The organism is Desulfosporosinus hippei DSM 8344, from assembly GCF_900100785.1.
Lineage (GTDB): Bacteria > Bacillota > Desulfitobacteriia > Desulfitobacteriales > Desulfitobacteriaceae > Desulfosporosinus > Desulfosporosinus hippei.
In genome coordinates, this window is the sequence record NZ_FNCP01000001.1 from 298191 (window position 1) to 322843 (window position 24653).

The 24653-nt window shown below is 44.3% G+C and carries 20 protein-coding genes and 1 pseudogene; all 21 read right to left on the bottom strand.

Going from position 1 to position 24653, the window contains the following annotated elements:
- Positions 1–7: 7 nt before the first annotated feature.
- A complete protein-coding gene (locus BLS16_RS01470) occupies positions 8–868 on the bottom strand; it encodes an ABC transporter permease subunit (RefSeq protein WP_345788505.1) in 861 nt (286 codons plus the stop codon).
- The gene (locus BLS16_RS01475; RefSeq protein ID WP_092328962.1) at positions 847–1764 is read right to left on the bottom strand and encodes an ABC transporter ATP-binding protein; all 918 of its coding nucleotides are present in this window, start codon (positions 1762–1764) and stop codon (positions 847–849) included. The genes BLS16_RS01470 and BLS16_RS01475 overlap by 22 nt, the downstream gene beginning before the upstream one ends.
- Positions 1764–2807 (bottom strand): hypothetical protein, encoded by a 1044-nt coding sequence (locus tag BLS16_RS01480; RefSeq protein ID WP_092328964.1) that lies wholly within the window; start codon positions 2805–2807, stop codon positions 1764–1766. The genes BLS16_RS01475 and BLS16_RS01480 overlap by 1 nt, the downstream gene beginning before the upstream one ends.
- A gap of 58 nt (positions 2808–2865) precedes the next feature.
- Complete coding sequence (locus tag BLS16_RS01485; protein ID WP_092328967.1) at positions 2866–3918, bottom strand: HAMP domain-containing sensor histidine kinase; 1053 nt, start codon at positions 3916–3918, stop codon at positions 2866–2868.
- Positions 3911–4588: a response regulator transcription factor gene (locus BLS16_RS01490; RefSeq protein ID WP_092328969.1), complete on the bottom strand. Its 678-nt coding sequence runs from the start codon at positions 4586–4588 to the stop codon at positions 3911–3913. Before BLS16_RS01490 ends, BLS16_RS01485 begins: the two co-directional genes overlap by 8 nt.
- A gap of 536 nt (positions 4589–5124) precedes the next feature.
- Positions 5125–6912, bottom strand: a complete 1788-nt coding sequence (locus tag BLS16_RS01495; RefSeq protein ID WP_092329149.1) for a hypothetical protein — start codon at positions 6910–6912, stop codon at positions 5125–5127.
- A 421-nt stretch (positions 6913–7333) separates the two neighbouring features.
- Positions 7334–7429: pseudogene (locus tag BLS16_RS01500) on the bottom strand (DUF3102 domain-containing protein); the annotation flags it as partial.
- 94 nt (positions 7430–7523) lie between these two features.
- Positions 7524–8801 carry a [Fe-Fe] hydrogenase large subunit C-terminal domain-containing protein gene (locus tag BLS16_RS01505; RefSeq protein WP_092328974.1) on the bottom strand — a complete coding sequence of 426 codons (1278 nt, stop codon included), beginning with the start codon at positions 8799–8801 and terminating at the stop codon, positions 7524–7526.
- 558 nt (positions 8802–9359) lie between these two features.
- The gene (locus BLS16_RS01510; protein ID WP_427846358.1) at positions 9360–11366 is read right to left on the bottom strand and encodes a collagen-like protein; all 2007 of its coding nucleotides are present in this window, start codon (positions 11364–11366) and stop codon (positions 9360–9362) included.
- 52 nt (positions 11367–11418) lie between these two features.
- Entirely contained in the window at positions 11419–11517 is a 99-nt protein-coding gene (locus BLS16_RS24505) for a DUF3102 domain-containing protein (protein WP_092328979.1), read from the bottom strand.
- 460 nt (positions 11518–11977) lie between these two features.
- Positions 11978–12328 (bottom strand): DUF2200 domain-containing protein, encoded by a 351-nt coding sequence (locus BLS16_RS01520; protein ID WP_092328982.1) that lies wholly within the window; start codon positions 12326–12328, stop codon positions 11978–11980.
- Between the two features lie 404 nt (positions 12329–12732).
- Complete coding sequence (gene ppdK, locus BLS16_RS01525; protein WP_092328984.1) at positions 12733–15387, bottom strand: pyruvate, phosphate dikinase; 2655 nt, start codon at positions 15385–15387, stop codon at positions 12733–12735.
- On the bottom strand, positions 15380–16201 hold the full coding sequence (locus tag BLS16_RS01530; RefSeq protein ID WP_092328987.1) for a pyruvate, water dikinase regulatory protein: 822 nt from the start codon (positions 16199–16201) through the stop codon (positions 15380–15382). Before BLS16_RS01530 ends, ppdK begins: the two co-directional genes overlap by 8 nt.
- Positions 16202–16256: 55 nt before the next feature.
- The gene (gene ccpN / locus BLS16_RS01535; RefSeq protein ID WP_092328989.1) at positions 16257–16895 is read right to left on the bottom strand and encodes a transcriptional regulator CcpN; all 639 of its coding nucleotides are present in this window, start codon (positions 16893–16895) and stop codon (positions 16257–16259) included.
- A gap of 369 nt (positions 16896–17264) precedes the next feature.
- Positions 17265–19340 (bottom strand): glycine--tRNA ligase subunit beta, encoded by a 2076-nt coding sequence (gene glyS / locus BLS16_RS01540; RefSeq protein ID WP_092328992.1) that lies wholly within the window; start codon positions 19338–19340, stop codon positions 17265–17267.
- 1 nt (position 19341) lies between these two features.
- Entirely contained in the window at positions 19342–20235 is an 894-nt protein-coding gene (gene glyQ, locus BLS16_RS01545; RefSeq protein WP_092328994.1) for a glycine--tRNA ligase subunit alpha, read from the bottom strand.
- A 577-nt stretch (positions 20236–20812) separates the two neighbouring features.
- Entirely contained in the window at positions 20813–21376 is a 564-nt protein-coding gene (locus BLS16_RS01550; RefSeq protein ID WP_092328997.1) for an NUDIX hydrolase, read from the bottom strand.
- A gap of 304 nt (positions 21377–21680) precedes the next feature.
- The gene (locus BLS16_RS01555; protein WP_242876139.1) at positions 21681–22115 is read right to left on the bottom strand and encodes a DUF4342 domain-containing protein; all 435 of its coding nucleotides are present in this window, start codon (positions 22113–22115) and stop codon (positions 21681–21683) included.
- A gap of 1 nt (position 22116) precedes the next feature.
- A complete protein-coding gene (gene recO / locus BLS16_RS01560) occupies positions 22117–22890 on the bottom strand; it encodes a DNA repair protein RecO (RefSeq protein ID WP_092329001.1) in 774 nt (257 codons plus the stop codon).
- A 138-nt stretch (positions 22891–23028) separates the two neighbouring features.
- Complete coding sequence (deoC, locus tag BLS16_RS01565; RefSeq protein ID WP_092329002.1) at positions 23029–23664, bottom strand: deoxyribose-phosphate aldolase; 636 nt, start codon at positions 23662–23664, stop codon at positions 23029–23031.
- A 2-nt stretch (positions 23665–23666) separates the two neighbouring features.
- Positions 23667–24578: a GTPase Era gene (gene era, locus BLS16_RS01570; RefSeq protein ID WP_092329004.1), complete on the bottom strand. Its 912-nt coding sequence runs from the start codon at positions 24576–24578 to the stop codon at positions 23667–23669.
- Between the last annotated feature and the right edge of the window lie 75 nt (positions 24579–24653).

The following is a 24653-nucleotide window of genomic DNA, read 5'->3' on the forward strand; positions in this document are numbered from 1 at the left end:
GCTTGTTCTAGGAGATGTCTTTCCTGGAAAATTTTCGTATCGCTAAGGTCACAAATCCAAGCATGTAAATGGCAATATATAAGAACATCCAAATACTTGCCGGTTTACCGCTGCCGGATAAACTTGCACCGGCCATAGCACCGGCTGCCAGCTCAGAATTTGGAACCATTATGCGTTCCATCGTACTATAAATCGTTTGGAAAGGTGAGACTAAGCTGATAAAAATTCCGGTACCAATGACCGAGTTATTATTTACATACTGCCCGATCATTTCGACCATTCCGCCAACATTCCCTAAAATGTAAATGAAGATCATTAAGATTCCATTAGGCACTGCTTTTAAAGTCACGGATCCAAAGATCGTTACGCAAAGAACTGCTACAGGCAGCAAAAGGTAAAGCAACCATCCAGAAAGGATTTGCGAGAAGGTGAGACTTGTTATCGTACTCAGGCCAAATAAAGCTCCAATAACCAGAATTGAGGAGAATAGCAGGGTTGCGTAGGTACAGGCTAATAGAACTAATCCTCCAAGTTTGCCAAGAATAAACTGATAGCGGTGAATCGGACGAGTAAGAATCCCTTGAATCAGTCCGGACTCTAGTTCTGAGGCAATGGCACCGGAGCCAAGCATAATCGTGAGCAAAGCTATTAACATGGCAGAAAATTGAAAGCCCATTTTCGTAACCATTTGAATGGCAAAAGGTCTAAACTGATTTCCCATTCCATGGGTCACTGTTGTGTTAGGAAAATAATTAAGCATTACTGTCCAAAATACCAAGTACAAAAAAGTGACAATACCCATTATGATAAAGGTTCTTTTACGAATTGCTTCATTAAGCGTGGTAATTAGGATTGCTGTGATGATAATCCCTCCTCGCCGACCAGCTGCATAAACACTGTTTCCAGGGTCTCTCGGTGGGGCGTCAACTCATAAAGTGTCAAACCATGAGAGATAAGCTTAGCTGCCAGGGCAGGAATCTCTTCGTAATCCTTTAAAGTGGCTGTTAAACTTCCATCTGCTAGTATCTGCAATGACTGGTATTGGTTATGCATGGTTCCCAATAAATCTTCAGTCATACCCTTAACTCTGATGGTTAAGGAGATTTTATTCATCAGTAACTCGTCCATCCGTGCGGATTTAACAACTGTACCTTTGTGAATAAACGTGACACTATCGCAAACAGCTTCCACTTCACTTAAAAGATGACTGTTTAAAAAGACAGTTGCCCCTTCCTTTTTCAAAGCAACAATAATGTCTCGCACATCCTTACGACCAATGGGATCCAAAGCAGATGTCGGCTCATCGAGAAAGATCAGTTGGGGATTAGGCAGCAACGCACAGGCCAACCCTATACGTTGCTGCATGCCTTTACTATACGAGCCCACCTTGTATTTTTCTTGCCCTTCAAGACCTACTAACTTTAAAGCCCTGCCAATTTGATCCTTCTTGTTTTTCAATTTAACTAATTGGGCATGGAAATTCAGCAAATCTAATCCAGTCATCCAATCTTGATAGCGGAAAAGTTCAGGCAGGTAGCCCATTCTTTCTCGCGCAGAAACATCACCCAGGGGTTTCCCCAGGACTGTGCCGCTTCCGGAGGTGGGGAATACAAGCCCGGTTAACATCTTAATACAGGTACTCTTCCCTGCGCCGTTGCGGCCAAGGAAGCCATAGACTTGCCCAGCTTCTACTGCAAGGTTGATTTGGTCACAGGCTGTTTTATTACCATACTTTTTAGTAAGAGCATGGGTTTCGATGATCATTAACGAACACTCCTAGCGATTTCTGCCAGCTCAGCATCCGTCTTATTGCCAATTAAGCCATACAAATTGCCATCCTTGGTCCAAATTAGTACAGAAGCGTTATCCATATTGGACATTTCCTCCATAGCCATGGTATGAGCTTCTTTCAGAGCAGCAAATTTTTCTTCACCATATTTGCTAATCATTGTTTTGCTCATTTCATCCATTAACGCTTCATGTGACCTACCGTTTAAGCCTTCTAGTGAAGTACTATGTGATCCTGTGACTGTCATATCTTGAGGAATAGTTTCCGTAAGTCCTTTTAAATCAGACAAAGTGTAGATGTAACCTTTTTTTCCGCCTAAATCCACTTCTCTGCCGAAGCCTACTAGGACAGGAAGATAGATATCAGAACTACCTTCATCGATTTCAGCAAGCTGTTGGCGAAGATTCGTAGGGATTAAGGGCAAATTCAACATGACATCTCGCAATTCTTCTTTGGCAGCTTGCGGGGCATCTAAATAGGACTTTTGGGTGGCTAAGAATAGGACATCCTCATATTTTGCAAAGGCTGCAGCTGAAGATACCATAGACATTTCTACACCGTTTAAACTGCTGGAAAGTTGTTTCGGACTATGCAGCAATTTCAACAGTTCGTTGCTGGCATCTACATCTAAGGTAAACTTCATTTCCCTGGAATCCAGCGCAGATATTTCAGGGGTTTGAGATGCTAGTTCAGAAGGCAAACGAAGTTTGAAAGCATCAAACTCTCCAGCTGAGTTCAGTTTTGTCACTTCATGTTTCGGTTCTGAAATAAGGTTAAGCAGAGATTTGTGTTCAAATTCTTTTCCCTTGAAGTCTTCTTTCAGATTAGAAATTGTTTGCATTCCTTCCTGCAAGTCCGCCATTGTAATTTCAATGGTTTTCACATCGTTTACGCGGAAAATCGACAGCGCATCCAGAGCTAAAGTTTTTACCGGATTTACAAACGTAATGAGTCCTGCCACTAGCGCCAGCGAGGCAAAGGTAAAGATTTTCCGTTTCATGTTATCAAGTCCCTTCACAAATTTTTGGTACTCCTACTTTAAATCAAAATTGTGTCCTCAGTGTGCCCTCGGGGTATTAATTTCTAAACGGCAGCCTCACCACAAATGACGTCCCTTGATCTAATTCACTCTCAACAATTACCTCTCCGGCATAGATATCCACTATTTTCTTAACAATAGCTAAGCCTAGGCCGCTTCCTTCTTTGGAATGTGACTTGTCCCCCTGAAAAAATTTTTCAAAGATCCGAGCTTGATCGATCTGGGCAATCCCGATCCCTTGATCCTTAATCTCAACCACCACATTGTTGGGAGTCCTCTTCGCTTGGATATAAATAGTTCCAGATTCAACGGAAAATTTGATGGCATTCTCCAATAGATTTAACCAAATCTGTTGAATCAAAGCTTCGTCACCCGTGTAGGCTATTTCAGCGAGATCAATATTGAGTTCTAAGTTTTTCTCAGACCATTTTTCCTCTAAAAGAACAATCGTCTTCCGAATCTGCTCATCTAAGGAAAATGGTTTCCTATTCTCTGGGATGAATTGATGGTCTAATTTAGAAAGCCGCAACATGTTTGAACTCAAATGGCTTAATCTCTTGGCCTCTTCGATAATAATGCTAGTGTAAGATCGAAAATCCTCTTCCGACAAATCTTTATCCTGGAGCATTTCTGCGAAGCCTTGGATAGAGGCAATGGGGGTTTTCAACTCATGAGATACGCTGCTAATAAAATCTTTGCGGAGATATACCATATTCCCGAGTTCCGCCGTCATCAAATTAAAATTTCGGGCCAGAACCCCTATTTCATCATTGCCCTCATAGTCCATCTTTACAGAAAAATCGCCCTTTCCAACCTCTTTGGCTGAATTACTAATACGAATAATTGGCTCGGAAATTTTGCGCATAGCCAAATATAATAGTGAACCTCCCAAGGCTAAACATAAGAGCAGTGTTACTAGCATAAAACTCCCAAAAACCGCATGGGCTTCTCGAATACTCAAGTCACCATGGTAGAGAAAGAAGAACAGAATCGTCATCAAGGTAAACGAAAGGAAACAGGAAAAAAATAAGATTCCAATGGCCATTAACGTACCTTTGGCGCGAATTGAATGTGTCAAATCTTTAATCATAGTTCTTCTCCGCCTTATAACCCAGCCCGCGAATCGTGATGATCTTAAACTCCGGCCTGTCATCAAACTTCTTGCGCAGCTTTTTTATGTGGCTGTCCACCGTTCGTTCATCTATATCTGTATCTAGCCCCCAAATTTCAGATATAAGCTGCTGCCTTGTAAAAATTTGCTTGGGATAGCTTAACAATTTAAAAAGTAACAGAAACTCCTTTTTGGGTAATTCAATCTGAAGGTCTGGCCCAGTAATGCTCAAATTGTCATAATCCAGTAGGATTTCACCGATAACAATTTTATGTTCATTGGTAATTTTAGCCCGTCTTAGCAGAGCAGCTACTCTTAAAATCAGCTCGTTCATATCAATTGGCTTAACCATATAATCGTCCGTACCTAATCTGAAGCCTTTTTCTTTGTCCTCATAATCCTCTCTGGCAGTCACAATTAAAATCGGCAGCGTAAATTTTGCGTCTCTAAGGCTTTCAATGAGTTCAAAGCCATCCATATAGGGCATCATGATGTCACAGATAATTAAATCGATATGTTCGTTTTCAAAAATTTCAAGAGCCTTTTGACCGTTTTCAGCTTGCAAAACTCGATAACCGGCTTGTTCCAGCCGAGTTTTCATTAACATTAATAAGTTCTTATTATCCTCAACTACCAATATTTGAAACATGATAAACCTTCTTTCCAAAGCCTACTAAAAAGAACGGGTATACCCTTTGTTCCCAGAACATTATTCATTGTTTAAACCTTTATTAAATTTATATCTCTTAAAGAGTATAACTTCATATTGTGACTTAAATGTGCCCAAAACATAAGAATCTGCGGTTACATTTTTGTACCACTAGTAAATAAAGCAAGGATATTGCCTCTTAAACTCATAAGACAATACCCTCACTATTTTGCACCTAAACCCTAAAGCTTGGTGTATAAGGCTTTAAAACATTCTATACTATTTTAATATAATTTATAGCCCTTATTCTTACAGCGACCTGACAGCAGCTGCGAAAGAGATTGTATCCGTACAATAAAAACAACATAACTGAGGATGCCAAAATGACGGGACTCGTCCTGTCTTTATTATAAGAGAAGGAGCACCTCTTCAAAGAAATTTATATTATCAACTTTGAGACAGCCCCTTCTCTTGGCAATAAGGAAAAAGACTTAATTTAAAAACATACGGTTAAGCAGCTATATTGAAACGTTTAATCAGGCAAGACTAAATAAAATAGTTTTCGCTCCAACCAGAGTCGAACCGCTATTCACAAAGTAGAAATTGGAAGCTGTATCTAACGTAAGCGGTCCCGTCCAAGTGATCGTGCTAAACTGGCTGCTGAAAACACCAGTTGGCGGCACATCTGCAAGTGCGGAACCAACCGTAACATTCCCGGTAATCGCTGAGTTCGTAATTTCGGAGTACCCTGCAGCTGTGATCGTTCCAGACCGGCAATCAAGCATTCGTTGAATGTTTAGACCATTGTGATTAATAATATTGACTCGGCTGTTGTAAAAGTAAGAGTTTAGAATGCCCTGATGTGGATCGACCAGGGCCTGCATGATGCTGCCTACGACTCTGGCATTCAGAACTTGAAACTCAATAGTTGAAAAGGGATCTACGGGATCAACATTTTGAAAAATAACATTGCCGCTGATAATAGCTCCATCAGTGTAATTAGTATGGGTGCTTACAGATGTCCCGTTATCAAAGGTACCAATTACAGTCACCGGGCGTGCATCAAAGGCCGGTCCCTGTATGATATAAACAGCTTCCGCTGCCGCACTTGTTTGAACTGTGATATTCCTAGGAACTGATGACGCAAAATCAGCCAGGGACGCATCGCCAAGTACCCATGGTCCTAGACCAAGGAGCTGAACATGCCTCGCAGGAGGTATAGTTACGTCCTCATCAAATGCTGAGTTTGCCGCAATCAGAACGATACAGCGGGCCCTCATCCCAAAAGTGTTTGCAAAGGTGCTGGATGTTGCCGCATTGATGGCGCTCTGAAGAGAACTATAAGGATCGGAGGGTGTCCCCGATCCGGGACCCGGAGCACTTGAGTCTGCCCAAATAATCGTCGGTTCTGCGCCCCATAAAAAGACCCCCGGCCCTGTTGAACCTGTTTCACCTGTTGCTCCTGTGACTCCTGTCGCTCCTGTGACTCCTGTCGCTCCTGTTGCTCCTGTGGCTCCTACTGCTCCTGTTGAACCTGTTGCTCCTGCTACTCCTGTTGAACCTGTTGCTCCTGTTGCTCCTGCTGAACCTGTTGCTCCTGCTGAACCTGTTGCTCCTGCTGAACCTGTTGCTCCTGTTGAACCTGTTGCTCCTGTTGCTCCTGCTGAACCTGTTGCTCCTGTTGCTCCTGCTGAACCTGTTGCTCCTGCTGCTCCTGTTGCTCCTGTGGCTCCTGTGGCTCCTGTGGCTCCTGTGACTCCTGTGACTCCTGTGACTCCTGTCGCTCCTGTGGCTCCTGTGGCTCCTGTGGCTCCTGTGACTCCTGTGACTCCTGTGACTCCTGTCGCTCCTGTGGCTCCTGCTTCTCCTGTCGCTCCTACTCCTGTTGCTCCTGTTGCTCCTGTTGCTCCTGTTACTCCTGCTGCCCCTGTGGCTCCTGTTGCTCCTGTTGCTCCCGTGACCCCTGCGATTCCATTGGATCCTATTGGCTCTAGTTCTGCCGCTACTAAGCGATGAGCAACCGTCAAATTTCCAGCGGCATTTTTCCCCCAGGCTGAAATAATTACGGCATCAGAACTTGTTGTGAATTGAAATTCAAAGGCGTCAAACTGAGCAAAATAAATTCTGGTTGCAACTTCACCTGCTGCTAAAGCTATTATTTCTAAAACATACGGCGTCTTCGTTGCTCCCGTCACGAAAAAACCGTCAATCTGAACGGACGCAGCTATCGTGTCATCGTTTGTTATTTTGACAGTAAACGAGGATGTTGGTCTTACGCCGGCGACCGGTGTATTTTCTATTAATCCAGTTGTTAATAAAGCCATTTTCTCGTCTTCTTTCATTAATTTTTCTGTTTTGAATTTTCCTGCTAAGCGGGGCAAAAATGAAATACCTGCAGGTTAGCTTTATTTATTTTATTAATCTTGTCCCCATTTTGTTACACTAAATATGGGAGCGTGTCTTACTTTAACAACGGACACTTAGGATTAAAATGCCTAATCTGAAATGCAAAAAATCATTCGTGACAAATGCCCAATGGATCAACTGTATCGAGGTAATCACCTAACTAATAAAAAGCCACACTCAATTCTGGCATCTTTTTAAAAAATCATAACAGATTTCTACTTTTCTTAAATTGGGATGTGCACAATTTAAAAATAGGGTACTGTCTCTTAAATCACTAAAAGACAATACCCATACTTTATTTTTTACATATATTCTGATCTTGAAGTATAACGCTTAGAGCTAATCCACATCATTCTCCGCCATAAAGGACTCCCATTCCTTCTCGGGGATTCCCAGGAAAATAATGGCCTGATTGTAGTTCAAATTCGGAATCGATTCCGAATCTGAGAAGAAGCCTGACGGTGATCAATTAAGTCAACTGTTTTACGCGAAAGATTACTCGCATACTTTACTTAGAGTCATGCCCAGACTATCTGTTAAACTGTCTTTGGAAGATTGCAGCAGACTCTCCTTCAAGCAAGTCATTGACCTCCTTAATATCGAGGCGGTCAAGGAGTTCTTGAATATACGGGTTATTCAAAGGGGTACGGGCATCTGCCAACAGTCCATAGGTGTTGACATGGAGGGTTCCTGATTCAGATTTGAGGAGGGCTTTCGGACCGCCGACACAGCCACCAACACAGCCCATTCCCTCGTAAAAATTCGCCTTAATGTCTCCCTGGCTAATGGAACGAAGGATCTCTTTACACTCCTGAATTCCCTCAGCTTGAACTGCCTTAATCCGGATAAGTTTATCTGGTCTAAGCTGGTCAAGGGTGTCCGAAATAGCTTTCGATACCCCTCCTGTGCGGGCATAAATACGTCCGGCAGAGGAAGAATGTCCACTTGTGATATCCTCCATATCTTCAGGATTAACTCCTGTCGCTTCAAATATCTGTTTAACTTCCTCAAAGGTTAATACTGCATCAATGGCATCTTGAATATCTGCTTCTTTGGCCTCAGCTTTTTTTGCTATACAAGGACCAATGAAAACCACTTTGGCTTCGGGATGAAGTCGTTTAATTCCTCGGCCGCAAGCAACCATTGGGGATACAGAAGGTTGGATATGGGGAATTAGTTGATTATAAACCCGCTTAACCATACCCACCCAGATAGGACAGCAACAACTGGTCAAGACAAAATCCTCTTCCGAATTAACTGCTCGATCGAATTCAAGAGCTTCTTTCAAGCTTAGGATATCTGCAAAAAGCGCAACTTCTACCATACCGTAAAAACCAAGCTGTTTGAAAGCAGCTCTGAGTTGACCCATTGTGACCCGATCTCCAAACTGCCCAATAATGGCAGGGGCCACAATTGCATAGACTGCAGCCTCTTTTTTCCTCAGAAGATCTATTAAAGGAATGAATTCCTTTTTATCAATTAAGTTATTGAGGGAACACGTATCGATGCAATGCCCGCAGTGAACACAGCTACGATCTTGGATCACGACTTTTCCTTCCATATCCCGGACGATGGCATTAAAGATACAGGACGTTTCACAGTTATGTTTTTCGCTCGTACATTCCCCTTTACAATCGTTAATCTGAAATACTACTTTGTCCTGCTCACCATTCCCCAAGGCATAATAAACATATTTCTTTGTAGCTTCATTTCCGCTTGCTTCAATTTCTCGGATCTCTTGCTCTAGCTTATCATTGTAGGAAGCTTTAACTAAGCGTTTGAAAATTTCGTCATAGGTAGTCACCATAATTCCTCCATGTCAAAAACATTGTTCGCCAGAGTGCCTGGCCAACTTATTTATACTAGCGTACACACCTCCCGGATGTTTATACTTAGTAACTTACCTTCTTAAGTTGAAGAATCACTCAAATTTTATACTGTAACGAAAAAAGGGTACCATCCCTTAAAATTATTTGTGAGAGTATCTTGTTTTAGTTTTTAATTTGACTGAAAAACCCTTGGTATATATAGCTTTATAAGCTTCACCAAATACTATTAGCCTTGCTTTGAAGATAGGTTTAAGAGGTAGTACCGGACACTGTTTTTATAATAGCCTGAGGTTATCAGTTATCATTAGCCCCGGAGATTCCAAGAACATCTGAATAGTTTATTAAACAGCAAAAGAGCGAGATTACTCTTCTGTAACCCCGGCTCTTTCTTCTTTTCCTGGCAATGACCACCCTAGACTATTGAGGTTCATTGGAGTTCTAAGCCCAGAGTCCATCCATGCTAAAGATCCCACAAACTTACGTCATTCACCTCTCAGACCCTTTGCCATCTGAAGGGCACATCATCTGCAGACGGTTTAACCTATCTTTTCAATTAATATAGAAGCATTGGAATTGATTTGGGTTCCGCCTGCCAGGGTTTGCAAAGTAACCGCCGCACTACTTGAATGATTTCGCAAAGTTAAGACATCACCAGCTGCCGCAGTAACAATTACCATACCCGGATTTGACTGGGCCCCGGAGCCGGATCCGTAAATGGCCCCGGCAACGGGAGCCCCATTTAGAAAAACAGTAAACTGGTTTGGTTCTACAACAGCGAGATTAAACGAAACAGAATAATCTCCGGCAGTACCAATAGTAATTGCGGCCGTTCCAGGTGTATGGGTAATTGAGCCCACAATGACACCATTAGTATCGAAGAGCACATCTGCTTCTAATGCAACAACTTGAGCTGCAAGATTATAAATATAGGCATATTCTGATAATCCCTGAGCGCCGGTGGCGCCGGTGGCTCCTGTGGCTCCTGTTTCTCCTGTCGCTCCTGTTGCTCCTGTTGCTCCTGTGGCTCCCGTTTCTCCTGTCGCTCCTGTTGCTCCTGTGGCTCCTGTGGCTCCTGTTGCTCCCGTTTCTCCTGTCGCTCCTGTTGCTCCCGCTTCTCCTGTCGCTCCTGTTGCTCCCGTTTCTCCTGTTGCTCCTGTTGCTCCCGTTTCTCCTGTTGCTCCTGTTGCTCCCGTTTCTCCTGTGGCTCCTGTGGCTCCTGTTTCTCCTGTCGCTCCTGTTGCTCCTGTTGCTCCTGTTGCTCCCGTTGCTCCCGTGGCTCCTGTTGCTCCTGTTACTCCTGTCGCTCCTGTCGCTCCTGCTTCTCCTGTTGCTCCCGTGGCTCCTGTTGCACCTGCTTCCCCTGTGGCTCCCGTGGCTCCTACTTCTCCTGTTGCTCCCGTGGCTCCTGTTGCTCCCGTGGCTCCTGTTGCTCCTGTTGCTCCCGTGGCTCCTGTTGCTCCTGTTACTCCTGTCGCTCCTGCTTCCCCTGTGGCTCCCGTCGCTCCTGCTTCCCCTGTGGCTCCCGTCGCTCCTGCTTCCCCTGTGGCTCCCGTCGCTCCTGCTTCCCCTGTGGCTCCCGTCGCCCCTACTTCTCCTGTTGCTCCCGTGGCTCCTGTTGCTCCTGTTGCTCCTGTTGCTCCTGTTGCTCCCGTGGCTCCTGTTACTCCTGTTACTCCTGTTGCTCCTGCTGCTCCTGTGGCTCCCGTGGCTCCTGCTTCTCCAGTTGCTCCCGTGACTCCTGTTGCTCCCGCGGCTCCTGTTGCCCCTGTTGCCCCTGTTGCCCCTGTTGCCCCTGTTGCCCCTGTTGCTCCTGTTGCTCCTGTTGCTCCTGTTACTCCCGCGGCTCCTGTCGCCCCTGTTGCTCCTGTTGCTCCCGCGGCTCCTGTCGCCCCTGTTGCTCCTGTTGCTCCCGCGGCTCCTGTCGCCCCTGTTGCTCCTGTTACTCCCGCGGCTCCTGTCGCCCCTGTTGCTCCTGTTACTCCCGCGGCTCCTGTCGCCCCTGTTGCTCCTGTTACTCCCGCGGCTCCTGTCGCCCCTGTTGCTCCTGTTACTCCCGCGGCTCCTGTCGCCCCTGTTGCTCCTGTTGCTCCCGCAGCTCCTGTCGCCCCTGTTGCTCCTGTTACTCCCGCGGCTCCTGTCGCCCCTGTTGCTCCTGTTGCTCCTGTTGCTCCTGTTGCTCCTGTTACTCCTTCCTCATCAAAAGGATCAAGTTCCGCTGGCAGAACCCGATGAGCCGCTACTAAATTGCCTTCAGCATCTTTTCCCCAAACAGAAATTTCTATAGCTCCTGAACTGGTTATAAATTGAAATTCAAATGCATCAAAATCAGCAAAATAGTTTCTTGTTATAACTTCTCCGGGATCAACAACCACTAGTTCCAGAACATACAGAGTTTTTATGCCTCCAGTTACCTCGAACCCATTAATTTGCACTGTTCCTTCAGCTATCCCGTCATTTGTTATTCTTACTACTACACTGACGCTAGGTCTAATCTCATTGACTGGCGCATTTTCTATTAGTCCAGTCGTCAATTCTGCCATCATCCCATCTCCTCATTCTATAGACTTTACAAACGAATTCTTAGCAAACCTTCCTTCATAAGGACTCCTGTTCCTCCTCGGGAATTCCCAGGAGTATAATCGCCTGGGTGTAGTTCAAATTCGGAATCGATTCCGAATTTGAACCATATGACAAAAAGGTTTTGAACTACCTTACTCATAAACTATGTGTTCAAGCCCTCACTGGTGACAGAATAATGGCAAGACCGTAAAGAGTATAGACGCTTTGCCGTCCTGCTATTATTGTCATAAATACCCTAGACAAGGGTAACCCCTGCCGGACAAGGTGCATAAAATAAAAAGACCGACCAATCGTGGCCAGTCAAAATCCATAATAAAGGTTGTCAGTTATCAGATCGATATGGTTAACGGTTCCCCGGTGTATGACCCGCCCCTGTATTAAAGCCTGCCAAACGGGTAAATGAACTGCCTGCCTATGGCAGTGATTTTGCGGCCCAAAGGGTCGCACTTACCGATTAAAACCCGATCATAGGAATTCAAATTCGGATTTGAATCCGAATTTGAGAAAATACAGACGGATGTGTGAGGCTTCAAAAATCACTAAGTTATGGAATCATTCTTTTAGCTTTTAAATATTATTTTCGCAAAATCTTATCCATCGCTTTTCCCTTTGCTAACTCATCGATCAGCTTATCCAAATAGCGAATTTCCTGCATAGTTGGTTCTTCGATGTCTTCCACTCGGACACCGCAGACCACACCTTTGATCAAAGCCCTCGAAGGATTTAGTTGGGGAGCTTCCTCAAAGAAGGTCTCAAAGTCTGTCTTTTTTTCAAGTTGCGCTTCTAACTCCTCCTGGCTATATCCTGTCAACCAACGCATGATTTCATCGACTTCTGTTTTCGTCCGTCCTTTTTTCTCCGCCTTCGTAACATAATGGGGATAGACACTTGCGACACTCATTGTATAGATATTATGTTTGGGCATGATACATCCTCGCTTCTATGGTTTTCTTTATTATGGGCTGCCGCTATCATAATAGACCAATCATCGTTTTTCATTATTATGAAACACTTAAAGCCCTTTTAGTCTGAATTTCCGAGGTCACTTCTAAAAAATAAAAACCCTTAATCATTCTTTGTTTTTAGTCTCTAAATCTTGAATTCTCTTTTCTAAGGTTTTTATTAGATGTCAATTGGTAGTCAAGAAGATTGATTTTCCACTGTTGCCTGACATTAACGGATAACACCCTGTTCATAATGCCTAAAATGAATAAAAATTGGGTACTGTCTCTTAGAATCACTCAGAAACAGTACCCTCATTTTATTTTATATCGAGTTTCATCACCTGTATAATCAGGCTTTTAAGCTTTCCATCATATATTTCAAGCCTTACTTCGATTGCACCTTGTTGTTAACAGCGGCCTGGGCTGCTGCCAAGCGAGCAATCGGCACCCGGAAGGGTGAACAAGAGACATAATCCAGACCAACAATGTGGCAGAATTCAATAGAATTTGGTTCTCCGCCATGCTCTCCGCAGATACCTAAGCCGAGACTAGGGTTAGCACCCCGGCCCAGATTTACGCCTATGCCGACGAGTTTGCCTACCCCGTCTCGATCGAGTACGACAAAGGGGTCGGTTTTCATCAGCTTCTTGTCCAGATAGACCGGCAAGAACTTTCCTTGTGCGTCATCCCGGGACAGGCCCATGGTCATCTGGGTGAGATCATTCGTTCCAAAGGAGAAGAAGTCCGCCACTTTTCCGATTTCATCAGCCAAAAGAGCCGCTCGGGGTACTTCAATCATAGTTCCAACATGATAGCTGATTTGGACATTTTGTTCTTGCATAACTTCAGTGGCGGTGTCATCCACTAACTTCCGCATCATAATAAACTCTTCTTTGCCCATAACCAGGGGGATCATGACCTCAGGATGAATCTCATATCCTTCTTTGATCAGCCGGGCACTGGCTTGGAAAATCGCTCGGGCTTGCATAACCGTGATTTCTGGGAAGGAAACCCCAAGGCGACAACCGCGATGACCAAGCATAGGATTTAATTCAGACAAAGCTCGAACATTGCGCAGCAAGGACTCTTTTTCCTGTAAGGCGCCCGAGTCATCCTTGCTCATTCTCAGCTTAGTAATCTCGACGACTAACTCTTCCGAATGGGGCAGGAACTCGTGAAGGGGGGGATCAAGCAAACGAATAGTGACCGGGAATCCCTGCATAGCCTTTAAAATTCCGTAGAAATCCTCTTCCTGCATGGGCAAAAGCTTGGCCAGAGCCTCTTCCCGCTCTTCCAAGGATTGGGCCAAAATCATATCTTGCACAATGGGAATCCGCTCAGGATCCATAAACATATGTTCAGTCCTAGTTAACCCAATTCCTACCGCTCCATAATCCCGAGCATTGGTTGCTTCCGTCGGACTATCGGCATTGGCCATAACTCGCAGTCTGGAAATCTCATCAGCCCAGCCTAAGAATTCTTTAAATCCTTCACTCAACTCAGGATCAACCATGGATACTTCGCCCTTGATCACCCGTCCGGTAGCTCCATCAATAGACATAATAGTTCCTTGTGGGTACTCAACCCCATCAATAGCCACTACACCTTGAGTATAATCTATTTTCAAGGCATCACAGCCGCAAACTGCTGGTTTACCCATATGACGAGACACAACCGCAGCATGACTTGTCATACCTCCGCGACTGGTCAAAATACCCTGGGCAGCTAAAATACCGCGAATATCATCGGGAGTAGTTTCAGTCCGAACCAAGATTACCTTCTCCCCAAGATTCCCTAAGCGCTCTGCTTCCTCAGCACTCAAAACGATTCTTCCTGAAGCAGCTCCTGGAGAAGCCGGAAGTCCTTTGGCCAGTACATGCAGCTTAACCCCGGTATCCATGCGACGATGCAATAAATGCTCCAATTGATCCGGCTCAATTCTCATGACAGCTTCTTCTTTAGTGATCACACCTTCATGGAACAGTTCTACTGCCACACGAATGGCTGCTGACGCAGTTCGTTTACCATTACGGGTTTGTAGCATGTACAGTTTGCCCCGCTCGATTGTGAACTCAATATCCTGCATATCCCGATAGTGAGCTTCCAGCTTTTTCGAAAAGCTCAAGAACTGCTGATAGATCTCCGGGTTTTCCTGAGCCAAGGTGGCAATGGGGTTTGGGGTACGTATACCGGCTACCACGTCTTCCCCTTGGGCATTCATTAAATATTCTCCATAGAGAGCACTTTCCCCAGTCGATGGGTTGCGGGTAAAGGCCACTCCAGTTCCTGAATCGGAGCCCATGTTTCCAAAGACCATTGATTGAACATTGACAGCCGTGCCAATCTCATGGGGGATATTATTAATTTTCCGATAGACATTGGCCCGATCATTATTCCACGAACGGAAAACGGCTAAAACAGCCTGTTGCAGCTGATTTCTTGGCTCCATAGGAAAGGGGCTGCCGGTTTTACGTTCGATCTTTTTCTTATATTCACTGACCATCCATTTAAGACTTTCTGTGGACAGTTCAGAGTCATAACGAACTCCTTGCTTCTCTTTAGCAGTCTCTAAGATTTGTTCAAAATTATAATGCTCTACTTCTAAAACAACGTCTCCAAACATTTGAATAAAGCGACGATAGCAATCCCAAGCGAAACGCTCATTTTGCGTGTTAGCAGCTAATGCTTCCACTGTATCATCATTCAGCCCTAAATTAAGGACCGTATCCATCATTCCCGGCATCGAAAACTTTGCCCCAGACCTCACAGAAACCAGCAGAGGATTGTTCTTGTCCCCAAAAAGCTTACCGGAAGCTGCTTCAACTTCTGCTAAGGCCGGCCAAACTTGCTCCCAAATCCCCTCGGGAAACTTCTCACCGTTGCTGTAATACTCGTTGCAGGCCTCTGTTGTAATCGTAAATCCAGGAGGTACCGGCAAGCCAATTTGAGTCATCTCCGCTAAATTAGCCCCTTTTCCACCCAACAAATCGCGCATGGAAGCTTTACCTTCTTGAAATAAATAAACATACTTCTTATTCATTTCGATCCCCCTTAAATAATATCTCTAATATAATGCTGGCTGTCTCCTCTACCGCTTTTCCGGTAGCGTCGATAATCGGACAGCCGATACGTCTCATAATACCTCGGGCATACTCTAACTCTTGCATAATCCGGTCCAGGTTAGCATAATCTGCGGAAGCGCCTAAGCCCAGTGTTTTTAAACGCTCTGTTCGGATTTGGTTAAGTAGTTCCGGTCTCAACGTAAGACCAACTATTTTTCGGGATGGAATACTAAAAAGTTCCTCCGGAGGATCAACCTCCGGAACTAAAGGAATATTCGCAGCTTTAAGCCCTTTATGGGCTAAGTACATGCTGAGTGGGGTCTTGGAAGTACGGGAAACACCGATTAGAACTACATCCGCAAAAAGAACCCCGCGCGGATCTTTGCCATCATCGTATTTAACAGCGAATTCGATGGCTTCTACTTTTCTAAAATATTGTTCATCCAGTCGATGGATTATGTTCGGCGTATGGGTGGGATCCATACCGGTTTGACTGGCCAAAGCCCCAATCAGCGGTCCAAGAATATCAACAGTTTTAAGTCCCTTTTCTAAAGCCTTATTCTCCAAGTATTCACGCAGGTCTTTAAGAACAAGAGTATAAACTAAGATAGCTTGCTCAGCCGCGGCCTCTTCCATAATATCTTCTAGATGGGTTTGATCCCTTACATAAGGAACCCTGCGAATACGAGTCTTAACCCCTATAAATTGTGCCGCAGCAGCCCGACTTACAAACTCAGCCGTCTCACCAAGGGCATCTGAAATAACATAAATAACAGCCGATTGGGTCGTCAAAAATAACACCTCCGAATTGTACGTAGTCCCTTTAACCTTCATATCAAGGATATATTTATCTCGTTTCCGAAATCTCTACAAACAGTTTCGTGACATTTGTCTTAGTAAACCGACCTACAACCTCATAACACTCATTTCCATTCTCATCCACATACCCTTCAACCACCGGCAAACTATCCACCTGGTGCTGTACCAGTTTCTTAGCAGCACTTAAGACGGGCTCATCAAGGGTTGTCATGTAGATGTTCGGCATTCGGGTCATAATAACGCCGACCGGAACTTGTTGAAGATCCATTTTTCCCAGAGATGCTTTCATGATATCTTTTCGAGAGACCATTCCCAGCAGAACTCTATCGGGGCTAACAACTGTTACACTCCCAACGTTCTGGGTAAACATCACAACTGTTGCATCATAGATACTCGCATTTTCCAATACTGTGACCGGCATAGACTTAAATGAGCAGACTCGTAGCTGAAGCATACGCTCCATGATAGGAGAGGGGCCGAGATCTTCACGATAGGAATATCCGACACGTGGCCGTGCCACTAAGACTCCGGACATTGTCAAGACGGTTAAATCCGGGCGGAGCGTAGCTCGCGTCAAATTAAGCATTGAAGCAATCTTTTCACCCGTGATGGAACCTGAAGCTTTCACGATCTCCACTATTCGTTGTTGCCGTTCCGTCCATTCCAACCAATTTCACCTCTTATGTATTGCTCTGTCTCAATGTGACATACTATTGGGTTCAATTCGATCAATTATACCATATAATATTATTCGTTGGGTAGATATTGTTTCATATATGATGAACTTTTTCTAAATAATTTTCGATCTTTCTAAGAATATGATGTTTTTACTCTTGAGGTAAAATTGTTGGGACAGTTTATAAAATAGGATCACCTTGATTTATCAAAAAGCCGTTAGCAATTCCAAAGTATTCATTGAGTTGCCTCGGTGATAGCAAGCATCTTAACAACTAAATTAATTATTGCTAGAGGGTCTGTAACAACTATTGTTACAGACCCTCTAGAGACCCTACCGTTCAATTGTATCTTCTAAAAATTAAGCTAAAAGACTTAACTCACCCAAGCAGCCCAGCATTTCTACACATTGTCCAAGCAACGCTAAGCGGGCCTTTTTCAAATCTTCATCTTCTACCATAATCATGACCGCTTGGAAAAGGACTTCGATCTGAGGGACAAGTTCCCAGGCCAGATCATAGGCTTCCTCATAGTTGCCTAACTTGATCATCTCATCAAAACCCTGTCTACGGGAAGATATCCCTTTAGCCAAGGCTATTTCAGTTGCATCTACCAAAGAAGCTTCCTTTAACTCTGCCAGAGCTTCTTTCTTGCTTAAGTTATAGCAGCGGGTATAGGTTTGAGCGTAAAGAACAAACGCTTCTTCCCCTCGTTTTTTCGAAAGCACTCGAGCTCTTTTTACCGAACGATTAATGTTCTCACTACCCAGCGCCAAAACAGCATCCACAGTATCATAGCGAAGTCCTTGCTCCTGAAGCACGAACCGCACCCTCTGCTGGAAGAAATCAAGCAATAAAGGTAAGATGTCGCCCAGGGGCAATGCTGCCGTCCCCTGCTCCTCAAATAAACTGTAGGATTTTTGGATGAGCTCAGGCAAAGAGAGATCCCAACCGGAATCTAACAGAACTGCCACAATACCTTGAGCTTGTCTTCTGAGAGCGTAAGGATCTTGAGAGCCTGTAGGTTGAATTCCGATACTAAATGCTCCGACAATCGCATCAAGTTTATCCGCTATGCTCACCACCCGTCCACAGTCTGAAGCAGGTGTCGCATCTCCGGCAAAGCGAGGTTGATAGTGCTCCAGTATTCCTCGGCAAACCTCAGGCTTCTCTCCGCTGGCTTGAGCATAATCCGCCCCCATAATCCCTTGCAGCTCGGGAAAATCGCTAACCATCAGGGTTACCAGATCTGCCTTTGCTAAATAGGCAGTTCGATCAACCTCTGCTTGCTTGCCTTCTCCAAAACTTAGACCTTTCGCCATAAATCCGGATAATCCCCTTAAACGCTCAACTCTTTGTTCAACTGTCCCCAGCTTCTCGTGATAGACAATTTTCCCAAGCTTCGGAACTAAGTCAGCTAAGGCAACTTTTTGATCTTCTCGATAATAAAAAGCTGCATCTTCTAAGCGAGCCTTCAGAACTTTTTCATTACCCGCTTTAACTGTGTCTAGAGCGAAATCGCTTCCGTTGCGCACAGTGATAAAATAAGGCAACAGTTTTCCTTCTTCAGTCCGTACGGGAAAATAACGTTGATGCTCCCGCATAGGAGTTGTAATAACAGCCTCCGGCAAGTGCATATATTGAGAAGCCACTTCACCCAATAACGCCGTCGGATATTCAACCAGATGAATAACCTCACTCAAGAGTTCTTCATCTTCAGGAACCTTACCTCCGACGTTTTCAGCCAGTTCTTTCAATTGTGCTAAAATCAAAGCCTTACGTTCCTCGGGATCAATAACCACATAGGCTTGACGCAAAGCCTCACGATAAACTGAAGGTTGACTAATCTGTACCTCTGCCGTTGCTAAAGTACGATGTCCTCGGGAAACACGCCCTGAGTTGAGGCCCACAAATTCGAAGGGAATGATATCTGAGCTGTAAAGTGCGACAATCCACCGAATCGGTCGAGCAAAGCGAAATTCCAGATCCCCCCAACGCATCGGCTTAGGAAAATGTAATGCGTTAATCAGGTCAAGGGCCAACTGAGCAAGCAGAGATTTCGTTTCCAGCCCAACTTCAGATTTTCGAGCATATACATAGGGTACCCCATTAACTTCCTGAACAAAAAGGTCTTCTATGGACACACCCTGCCCTCTGGCAAACCCTTGAGCCGCTTTAGTGGGAGCTCCGCTGGCATCATAAGCAGCTTTGACCGCCGGGCCTTTAACTTCCATGGATAAATCCTCTTGGGTCTCCGCAAGTTCTAAGACAATTAGCGTCAGACGCCGGGGAGTCGCAAATACCTGGATTTCTTTATAGTTTAAACGGAGTTCAGCAAGACGCTTGCCGGCTTGCTCTTCCAACTGACTCATTGCCCCAGGTGAGAATTTTGCCGGGATTTCTTCCGTTCCGATCTCAAGCAGAAAATCCTTTGCCATCTTATTTCACCTCTTTCACAGAGTTATTTTTCTTTAGTAAAGGGAAACCTAACTTCTCTCTCTGCTCTACATAGGCCTGAGCACAAAGACGAGCTAAAGCTCTAACCCTGGCAATGTAGCTGGTACGTTCTGTGACACTAATTGCCCCCCGGGCGTCCAAGAGGTTAAAGGTATGAGAGCATTTTAAAACATAATCATAGGCCGGAAGTACTAGCCCCTTCTCCACAACCCGCTTTGCCTCCCGTTCATACATATCAAACCAGGTTTGTAAGGCTTCAATATCCGCTACCTCAAAATTATAGTGGGAGTAATCAATTTCATTTTGCAGATAGATATCACCGTAAGTGACATCCCCCACCCATTCAATGTCATAAACATTATCCTTATTTTGGATATAGGTTGTTAAGCGCTCCAGTCCATAGGTAATCTCAGCACAAACCGGTTTACAGTCAATCCCTCCGCACTGTTGGAAATAGGTAAACTGAGTCACTTCCATTCCATCAAGCCAGACTTCCCAGCCTAATCCCCAGGCACCCAAGGTTGGTGATTCCCAATTATCTTCAACAAAACGAATATCATGCTCGCGAGGATTGATCCCTAATTTTTCCAGACTCTGCAAGTAGAGCTCCTGGACATTGTCCGGAGAAGGCTTAAGAATAACTTGATATTGAAAATAATGCTGTAAGCGGTTGGGATTTTCTCCATATCGTCCGTCGGTAGGTCTCCGAGACGGCTCAACATAGGCAACATTCCAGGGCTCCGGTCCCAAAGCTCTTAAAAAAGTTGCCGGGTTCATAGTCCCGGCCCCTTTTTCCACATCATAGGGCTGCGCAATAATACACCCTTGCTCACCCCAAAACTGATTAAGGGTCAGAATAACGTCTTGGAATTTCATGATAAACCTCCTATTATAATTCTATTTAGATAAAGATCGATTTCAACTCATATGGGTGAACGTGCAGTGGCCCCTTACTTCCAAAGACCCCATCTCTCCCGTTCCCAGCCCCAACTGACCAGAAACTAAGGGGCAAATTGCTTAGTGAACACTTTAGTGGGAGTTCACGATAAAGCGAGTGCCGATACTGAGGCATCATTCCGCCCATGTTCACATTCTGCACTACCCAGAGGTTGGCGGAATAGGCTCAGTATCCAACGAGCCAGGGAACGGGAACGTGTGTGAACGTGCAACGCCCTTACTTTCAAAAACCCCAAATTAAAAAACCCTCACCCCCGTAGCAATTTTACAAGCTACAGGGACGAGAGCTATTCCCGCGGTTCCACCCTGTTTGACCCCTAAGAGTCCCCTTCGTTTTATATGCTCAGAGCCGCCCCATTCACTTCTCCCATTCGGCTTCCACCCGCCCGAACTCGCTATAAGAGAGGATTCGTGAACTTCTTTCCCATCATCGCAGAATTAAAGACATTAATTTTAATTATTATATGCTGAGGAAGAAATTGTGTCAAATCTACCCTCAACCATTTAGTTCTTTAATTTTAGAAATAAACTTCCCATAAACTTTATGCATATGAGGCTCATTGCTATAATCAATCAATTCTTCTAAAAGGATCCATTTAACTCCACTATTTTCATCTTCCTTAACAATCAAGGGGTCATTCTCATCAGCTTCAATCAAAAACGCTGCTGATAAATGCAAATGAGGAGACACGTACTCCCCTCGTCTTATATGCCCTAAAACAGGAAGAATATCTAAGGAGAATATTCCGGTTGTCATTAAGTTAATATTAACAACCCCCGTTTCCTCCTTCAATTCCTTAATGGCAACAGCTAATAAGTCCTTCTCACCATCAGCATGCCCACCCGTCCATGACCAAGAATTATATATATTATGATGGACAACCAGAACTTTGTTCCTCGCCTTATTCAATACAAAGGCCGAGCTGGTGAAATGAGCAATTTTATTATTTCTGGTCAGAACATCCTCAAAGACTTCTAAACAATTTAATATTATAGATTTATCCTTTTCCTCTTGCTCATTGTAGGGAACGTATTTTTGAATTAATTCGATAGAATCCATGTTCTCTCTCTTCCTTAAGAATAATTTCATTATCATCACTTATATGAATTCAATAGAAGTCCTTTGCCTAATGTTGTAATCGTTGTAATCTTAGTTGGAACTCTATCAAACGTAGTTTTAAGTTATCATGTGTTACCCCCAATTTGTCGATTTCGAAGCCTCAAGTTATAACAAACTGACTTCCTTTAATCAGAGGGTAGTTAATAAAGGGTAACTGAAGTATACATGGTTTTGACAAGAAAACATGATTCTTGGATTCGCACCTTACCAGTAGACCTGTAAAGACGAATCCAAGAACTGAAAACTAAAACTCTCCCGCTTCTCCATCATAAGGATACTCCGCTTTTGAGGCTACTTCCAACTCAAAATGATTTAAAGCCGCTCCTACAGCGCCTACAAGAGCCAGCAACCTCAAGCTGGGCTTCCTCCATATGGTATAGGCCAGAGCTAATCCCAAAGGAGCCGAAAGGCTAATAATCGTATTGTCGTGGCGTTTGAGACTAATCGTGGAGTGATTAATATTGGAAACCGTAGATTTAAGACTGTCAAGAATACCCTTGCCACATTCTTCAAAATGCTTTTCTTGGCCCAAGCCATTGCGAACCCTCTCCAAATCATCTAAAGCCTTCAGTAAATCCCCTTGAGCTAAGTTCAAGGCCGTTCGAGCCTCTTCATAGCCAATCCCCATACGTTCCCGTATTACATCTATCTTGTCAAGTTCTGTCCAGGATTCACTCATATTATTGCCCTTCCTTTCCATCAAAACTTTGCGCTAAGTTATCCTGCATCAAGCTTCCCATTCTCCAAGATTTAAGAGGACGTTCAAATTTATGTTCAATATAAAGCCGTAATGTCTCTAAAATCTCTTCCTGCATCCAAGCTCCCCAGCGCATCCGGTCAAGCTTAGTAATATCAGCCCGAATCAATTGCCGCATAAACGCTACACTTCCCGCGCGAATCCAGCGCCCAGAATATCTTTCCCAACAGTTCCCACATAAGAGCCCAGCCTCTAAACTAAAAAACAAGCGATCCCCCTTCACACTGACCCCACACTCAGCACATCCCTCTAAAAAAGGACGATAGCCCAAGACATCCATTAAACGTAAAGCATAGGCACCAAGCACAAGTGAGGGTTCAAAATGTTCCAGCAGAAAAAAACAAGTTAGGGTAAGTCTAAAAAGCTCAAGGTTAGGCTGCTCTTTAATCGTCGAAATGTCTAAAAGCTCAGCAATTCCCGTCGCAGCAAATGATCGATCCAGATCGTTCCAAAGATGAGGAAAACTCTCCTTAGGGCTGCACTGGGAAACAGTGTCTAGGTTCTTCCCTCGATGGATCAGAAAATCTCCATAGGTGAAGAGCTGAGCTCCTGCTCGTTGACGACTCTTAGGTTTCCGCACTCCTTTGGCAACCGCTTGAAGTTTCCCCAACTCACGGGAAAAAAGAGTGAGTACCCGATCCGACTCACCAAATTGTTTGCTGCGGATCACCAACGCGTCCGCATGATAAACGGCCACGCCCACTCACCCTTTCTATTCTTTGTTATCTTTAAACTTAGTATACATCGTTCAACTGCTCAGACATGAAATGTGCCTTCTCCCGAGCATTCGTCACCTCGTCTCTAGTCGTAAGACCGAGTCGATGTACACACAAGATCATGCAAGCACTGCACTGGTGCCTAATCGATCCGCTCCTGCCTCAACAAGCTCTAAGGCGAACTCCTTAGTCCTAATACCACCTGAAGCTTTTACCTTTACACCTTCTCCGACCCAAGCCTTTAAATTACGGACATCTTCAATCGTGGCTCCTCCTCCGGCAAAACCAGTGGAAGTCTTAATAAAATCTGCTCCAGCGCGTTTAACAATCTCTGCCACGGACTTTTTCTCGTCTTCAGTCAGCAAAGACGTTTCAATAATGATTTTTATGATTAAACCACAGCTATGAGCTGCTTCGACGACTCTAGAAACATCTTTCTCAACAGCTGCCCAATTCCCCGACTTTACCCAACCGATATTAATGACAGCATCAACTTCCTTGCCGCCGTGGGCTTTAACCATTAATATTTCTTGAACTTTAACTTCAGTAAAGGTTGCACCTAAAGGAAAACCCACAACCGCAGCAACACATATTCCTGTGCCATGCAAAAGTTTAGCTGCCATTTGGACATATGAGGGATTAACACAAACAGTAGCAAATTTATGATGCTGAGCCTCATGACAAAGTGTCACAATATCCTTCTCAGATGCTGCCGGTCTTAACAATGTATGATCTGTTATAGCTGCAAGATTCATTATTATCCCTTTTCCTTTCCATAACCATAATTGCGCAAGCTATCTGCTCGATTGCGCCAATCCTTTTTAACTTTAACCCAAAGCTCTAAGAAAACAGGACTTCCTAGTAAAGCTTCGATATCCAAACGAGCTAAGCGACCAATTTCCTTGAGCTGTTTGCCACCGGCCCCAATGATAATCCCCTTTTGAGAGTCTCTCTCTACGATTACCTGGGCACGCACTTTAACTAGAGTTTTCTTTTCTTCAACTGATTCTATAACTACCGCAATCGAATGAGGAACCTCATCCCTCGTTAATTGAAGAACCTTTTCTCGGACTAATTCCGCCATAATAAAACGCTCCGGCTGATCAGTCACTTCATCTTCCGGATAATACATGGGCCCATTAGGCATTTTATCGAAAATCACCTTTAAAAGCTCATCGGTATTTTCCCCTGTTTTTGCAGAAATAGGTACGATAGCCTTGAAATCTGCCAAACTAGAAAATTCCTGAATCCTACGCATCAATTGTTCTTTAGTCAATAAGTCAACTTTATTGAGTGCAAGTACGCAAGGAGTTTTCGTCTGCTTGAGCATCTCAATGATAAACTCTTCTCCAGGGCCAAACTCTGCTGAAAGATCTACCATATAAAGAATCACATCAACCTCTCGCATTGATTCTTTGGCAGCCCCTACCATAAATTCACCGAGCTTATGTTTCGGTTTATGTATTCCGGGAGTATCTAAAAAGACAATTTGTCCACGTTCTTCCGTCAGGATGCATTGGATTCTATTACGAGTAGTCTGAGGCTTGTCGGACATGATTAAGACCTTCTGGCCTAACAAATGATTAAGTAAAGTAGATTTACCGGCATTAGGTCTACCTATAACAGAAACAAAGCCTGAACGAAATTGATGCGATTTTGTTGAAACCAAAGGTGAAGCACTTCCCTATCTTTTTTATCATTAATTTTATTATTACCATAACCGTAAATAAAAGCGTCTATTCAG

Excerpts from the sequence above, each read along its gene's own strand:
- BLS16_RS01520 (WP_092328982.1), bottom strand. The coding sequence starts at position 12,328 with ATGCCCAAACATAATATCTATACAATGAGTGTCGCAAGTGTCTATCCC.
- BLS16_RS01550 (WP_092328997.1), bottom strand. The coding sequence starts at position 21,376 with ATGGATTCTATCGAATTAATTCAAAAATACGTTCCCTACAATGAGCAA.
- BLS16_RS01510 (WP_427846358.1), bottom strand. The coding sequence starts at position 11,366 with ATGATGGCAGAATTGACGACTGGACTAATAGAAAATGCGCCAGTCAAT.
- glyS (WP_092328992.1), bottom strand. The coding sequence starts at position 19,340 with ATGGCAAAGGATTTTCTGCTTGAGATCGGAACGGAAGAAATCCCGGCA.
- BLS16_RS01485 (WP_092328967.1), bottom strand. The coding sequence starts at position 3,918 with ATGATTAAAGATTTGACACATTCAATTCGCGCCAAAGGTACGTTAATG.
- deoC (WP_092329002.1), bottom strand. The coding sequence starts at position 23,664 with ATGAATCTTGCAGCTATAACAGATCATACATTGTTAAGACCGGCAGCA.
- BLS16_RS01505 (WP_092328974.1), bottom strand. The coding sequence starts at position 8,801 with ATGGTGACTACCTATGACGAAATTTTCAAACGCTTAGTTAAAGCTTCC.
- BLS16_RS01555 (WP_242876139.1), bottom strand. The coding sequence starts at position 22,115 with ATGAGTGAATCCTGGACAGAACTTGACAAGATAGATGTAATACGGGAA.
- BLS16_RS01490 (WP_092328969.1), bottom strand. The coding sequence starts at position 4,588 with ATGTTTCAAATATTGGTAGTTGAGGATAATAAGAACTTATTAATGTTA.
- BLS16_RS01495 (WP_092329149.1), bottom strand. The coding sequence starts at position 6,912 with ATGGCTTTATTAACAACTGGATTAATAGAAAATACACCGGTCGCCGGC.
- glyQ (WP_092328994.1), bottom strand. The coding sequence starts at position 20,235 with ATGAAATTCCAAGACGTTATTCTGACCCTTAATCAGTTTTGGGGTGAG.
- BLS16_RS01475 (WP_092328962.1), bottom strand. The coding sequence starts at position 1,764 with ATGATCATCGAAACCCATGCTCTTACTAAAAAGTATGGTAATAAAACA.
- ppdK (WP_092328984.1), bottom strand. The coding sequence starts at position 15,387 with ATGAATAAGAAGTATGTTTATTTATTTCAAGAAGGTAAAGCTTCCATG.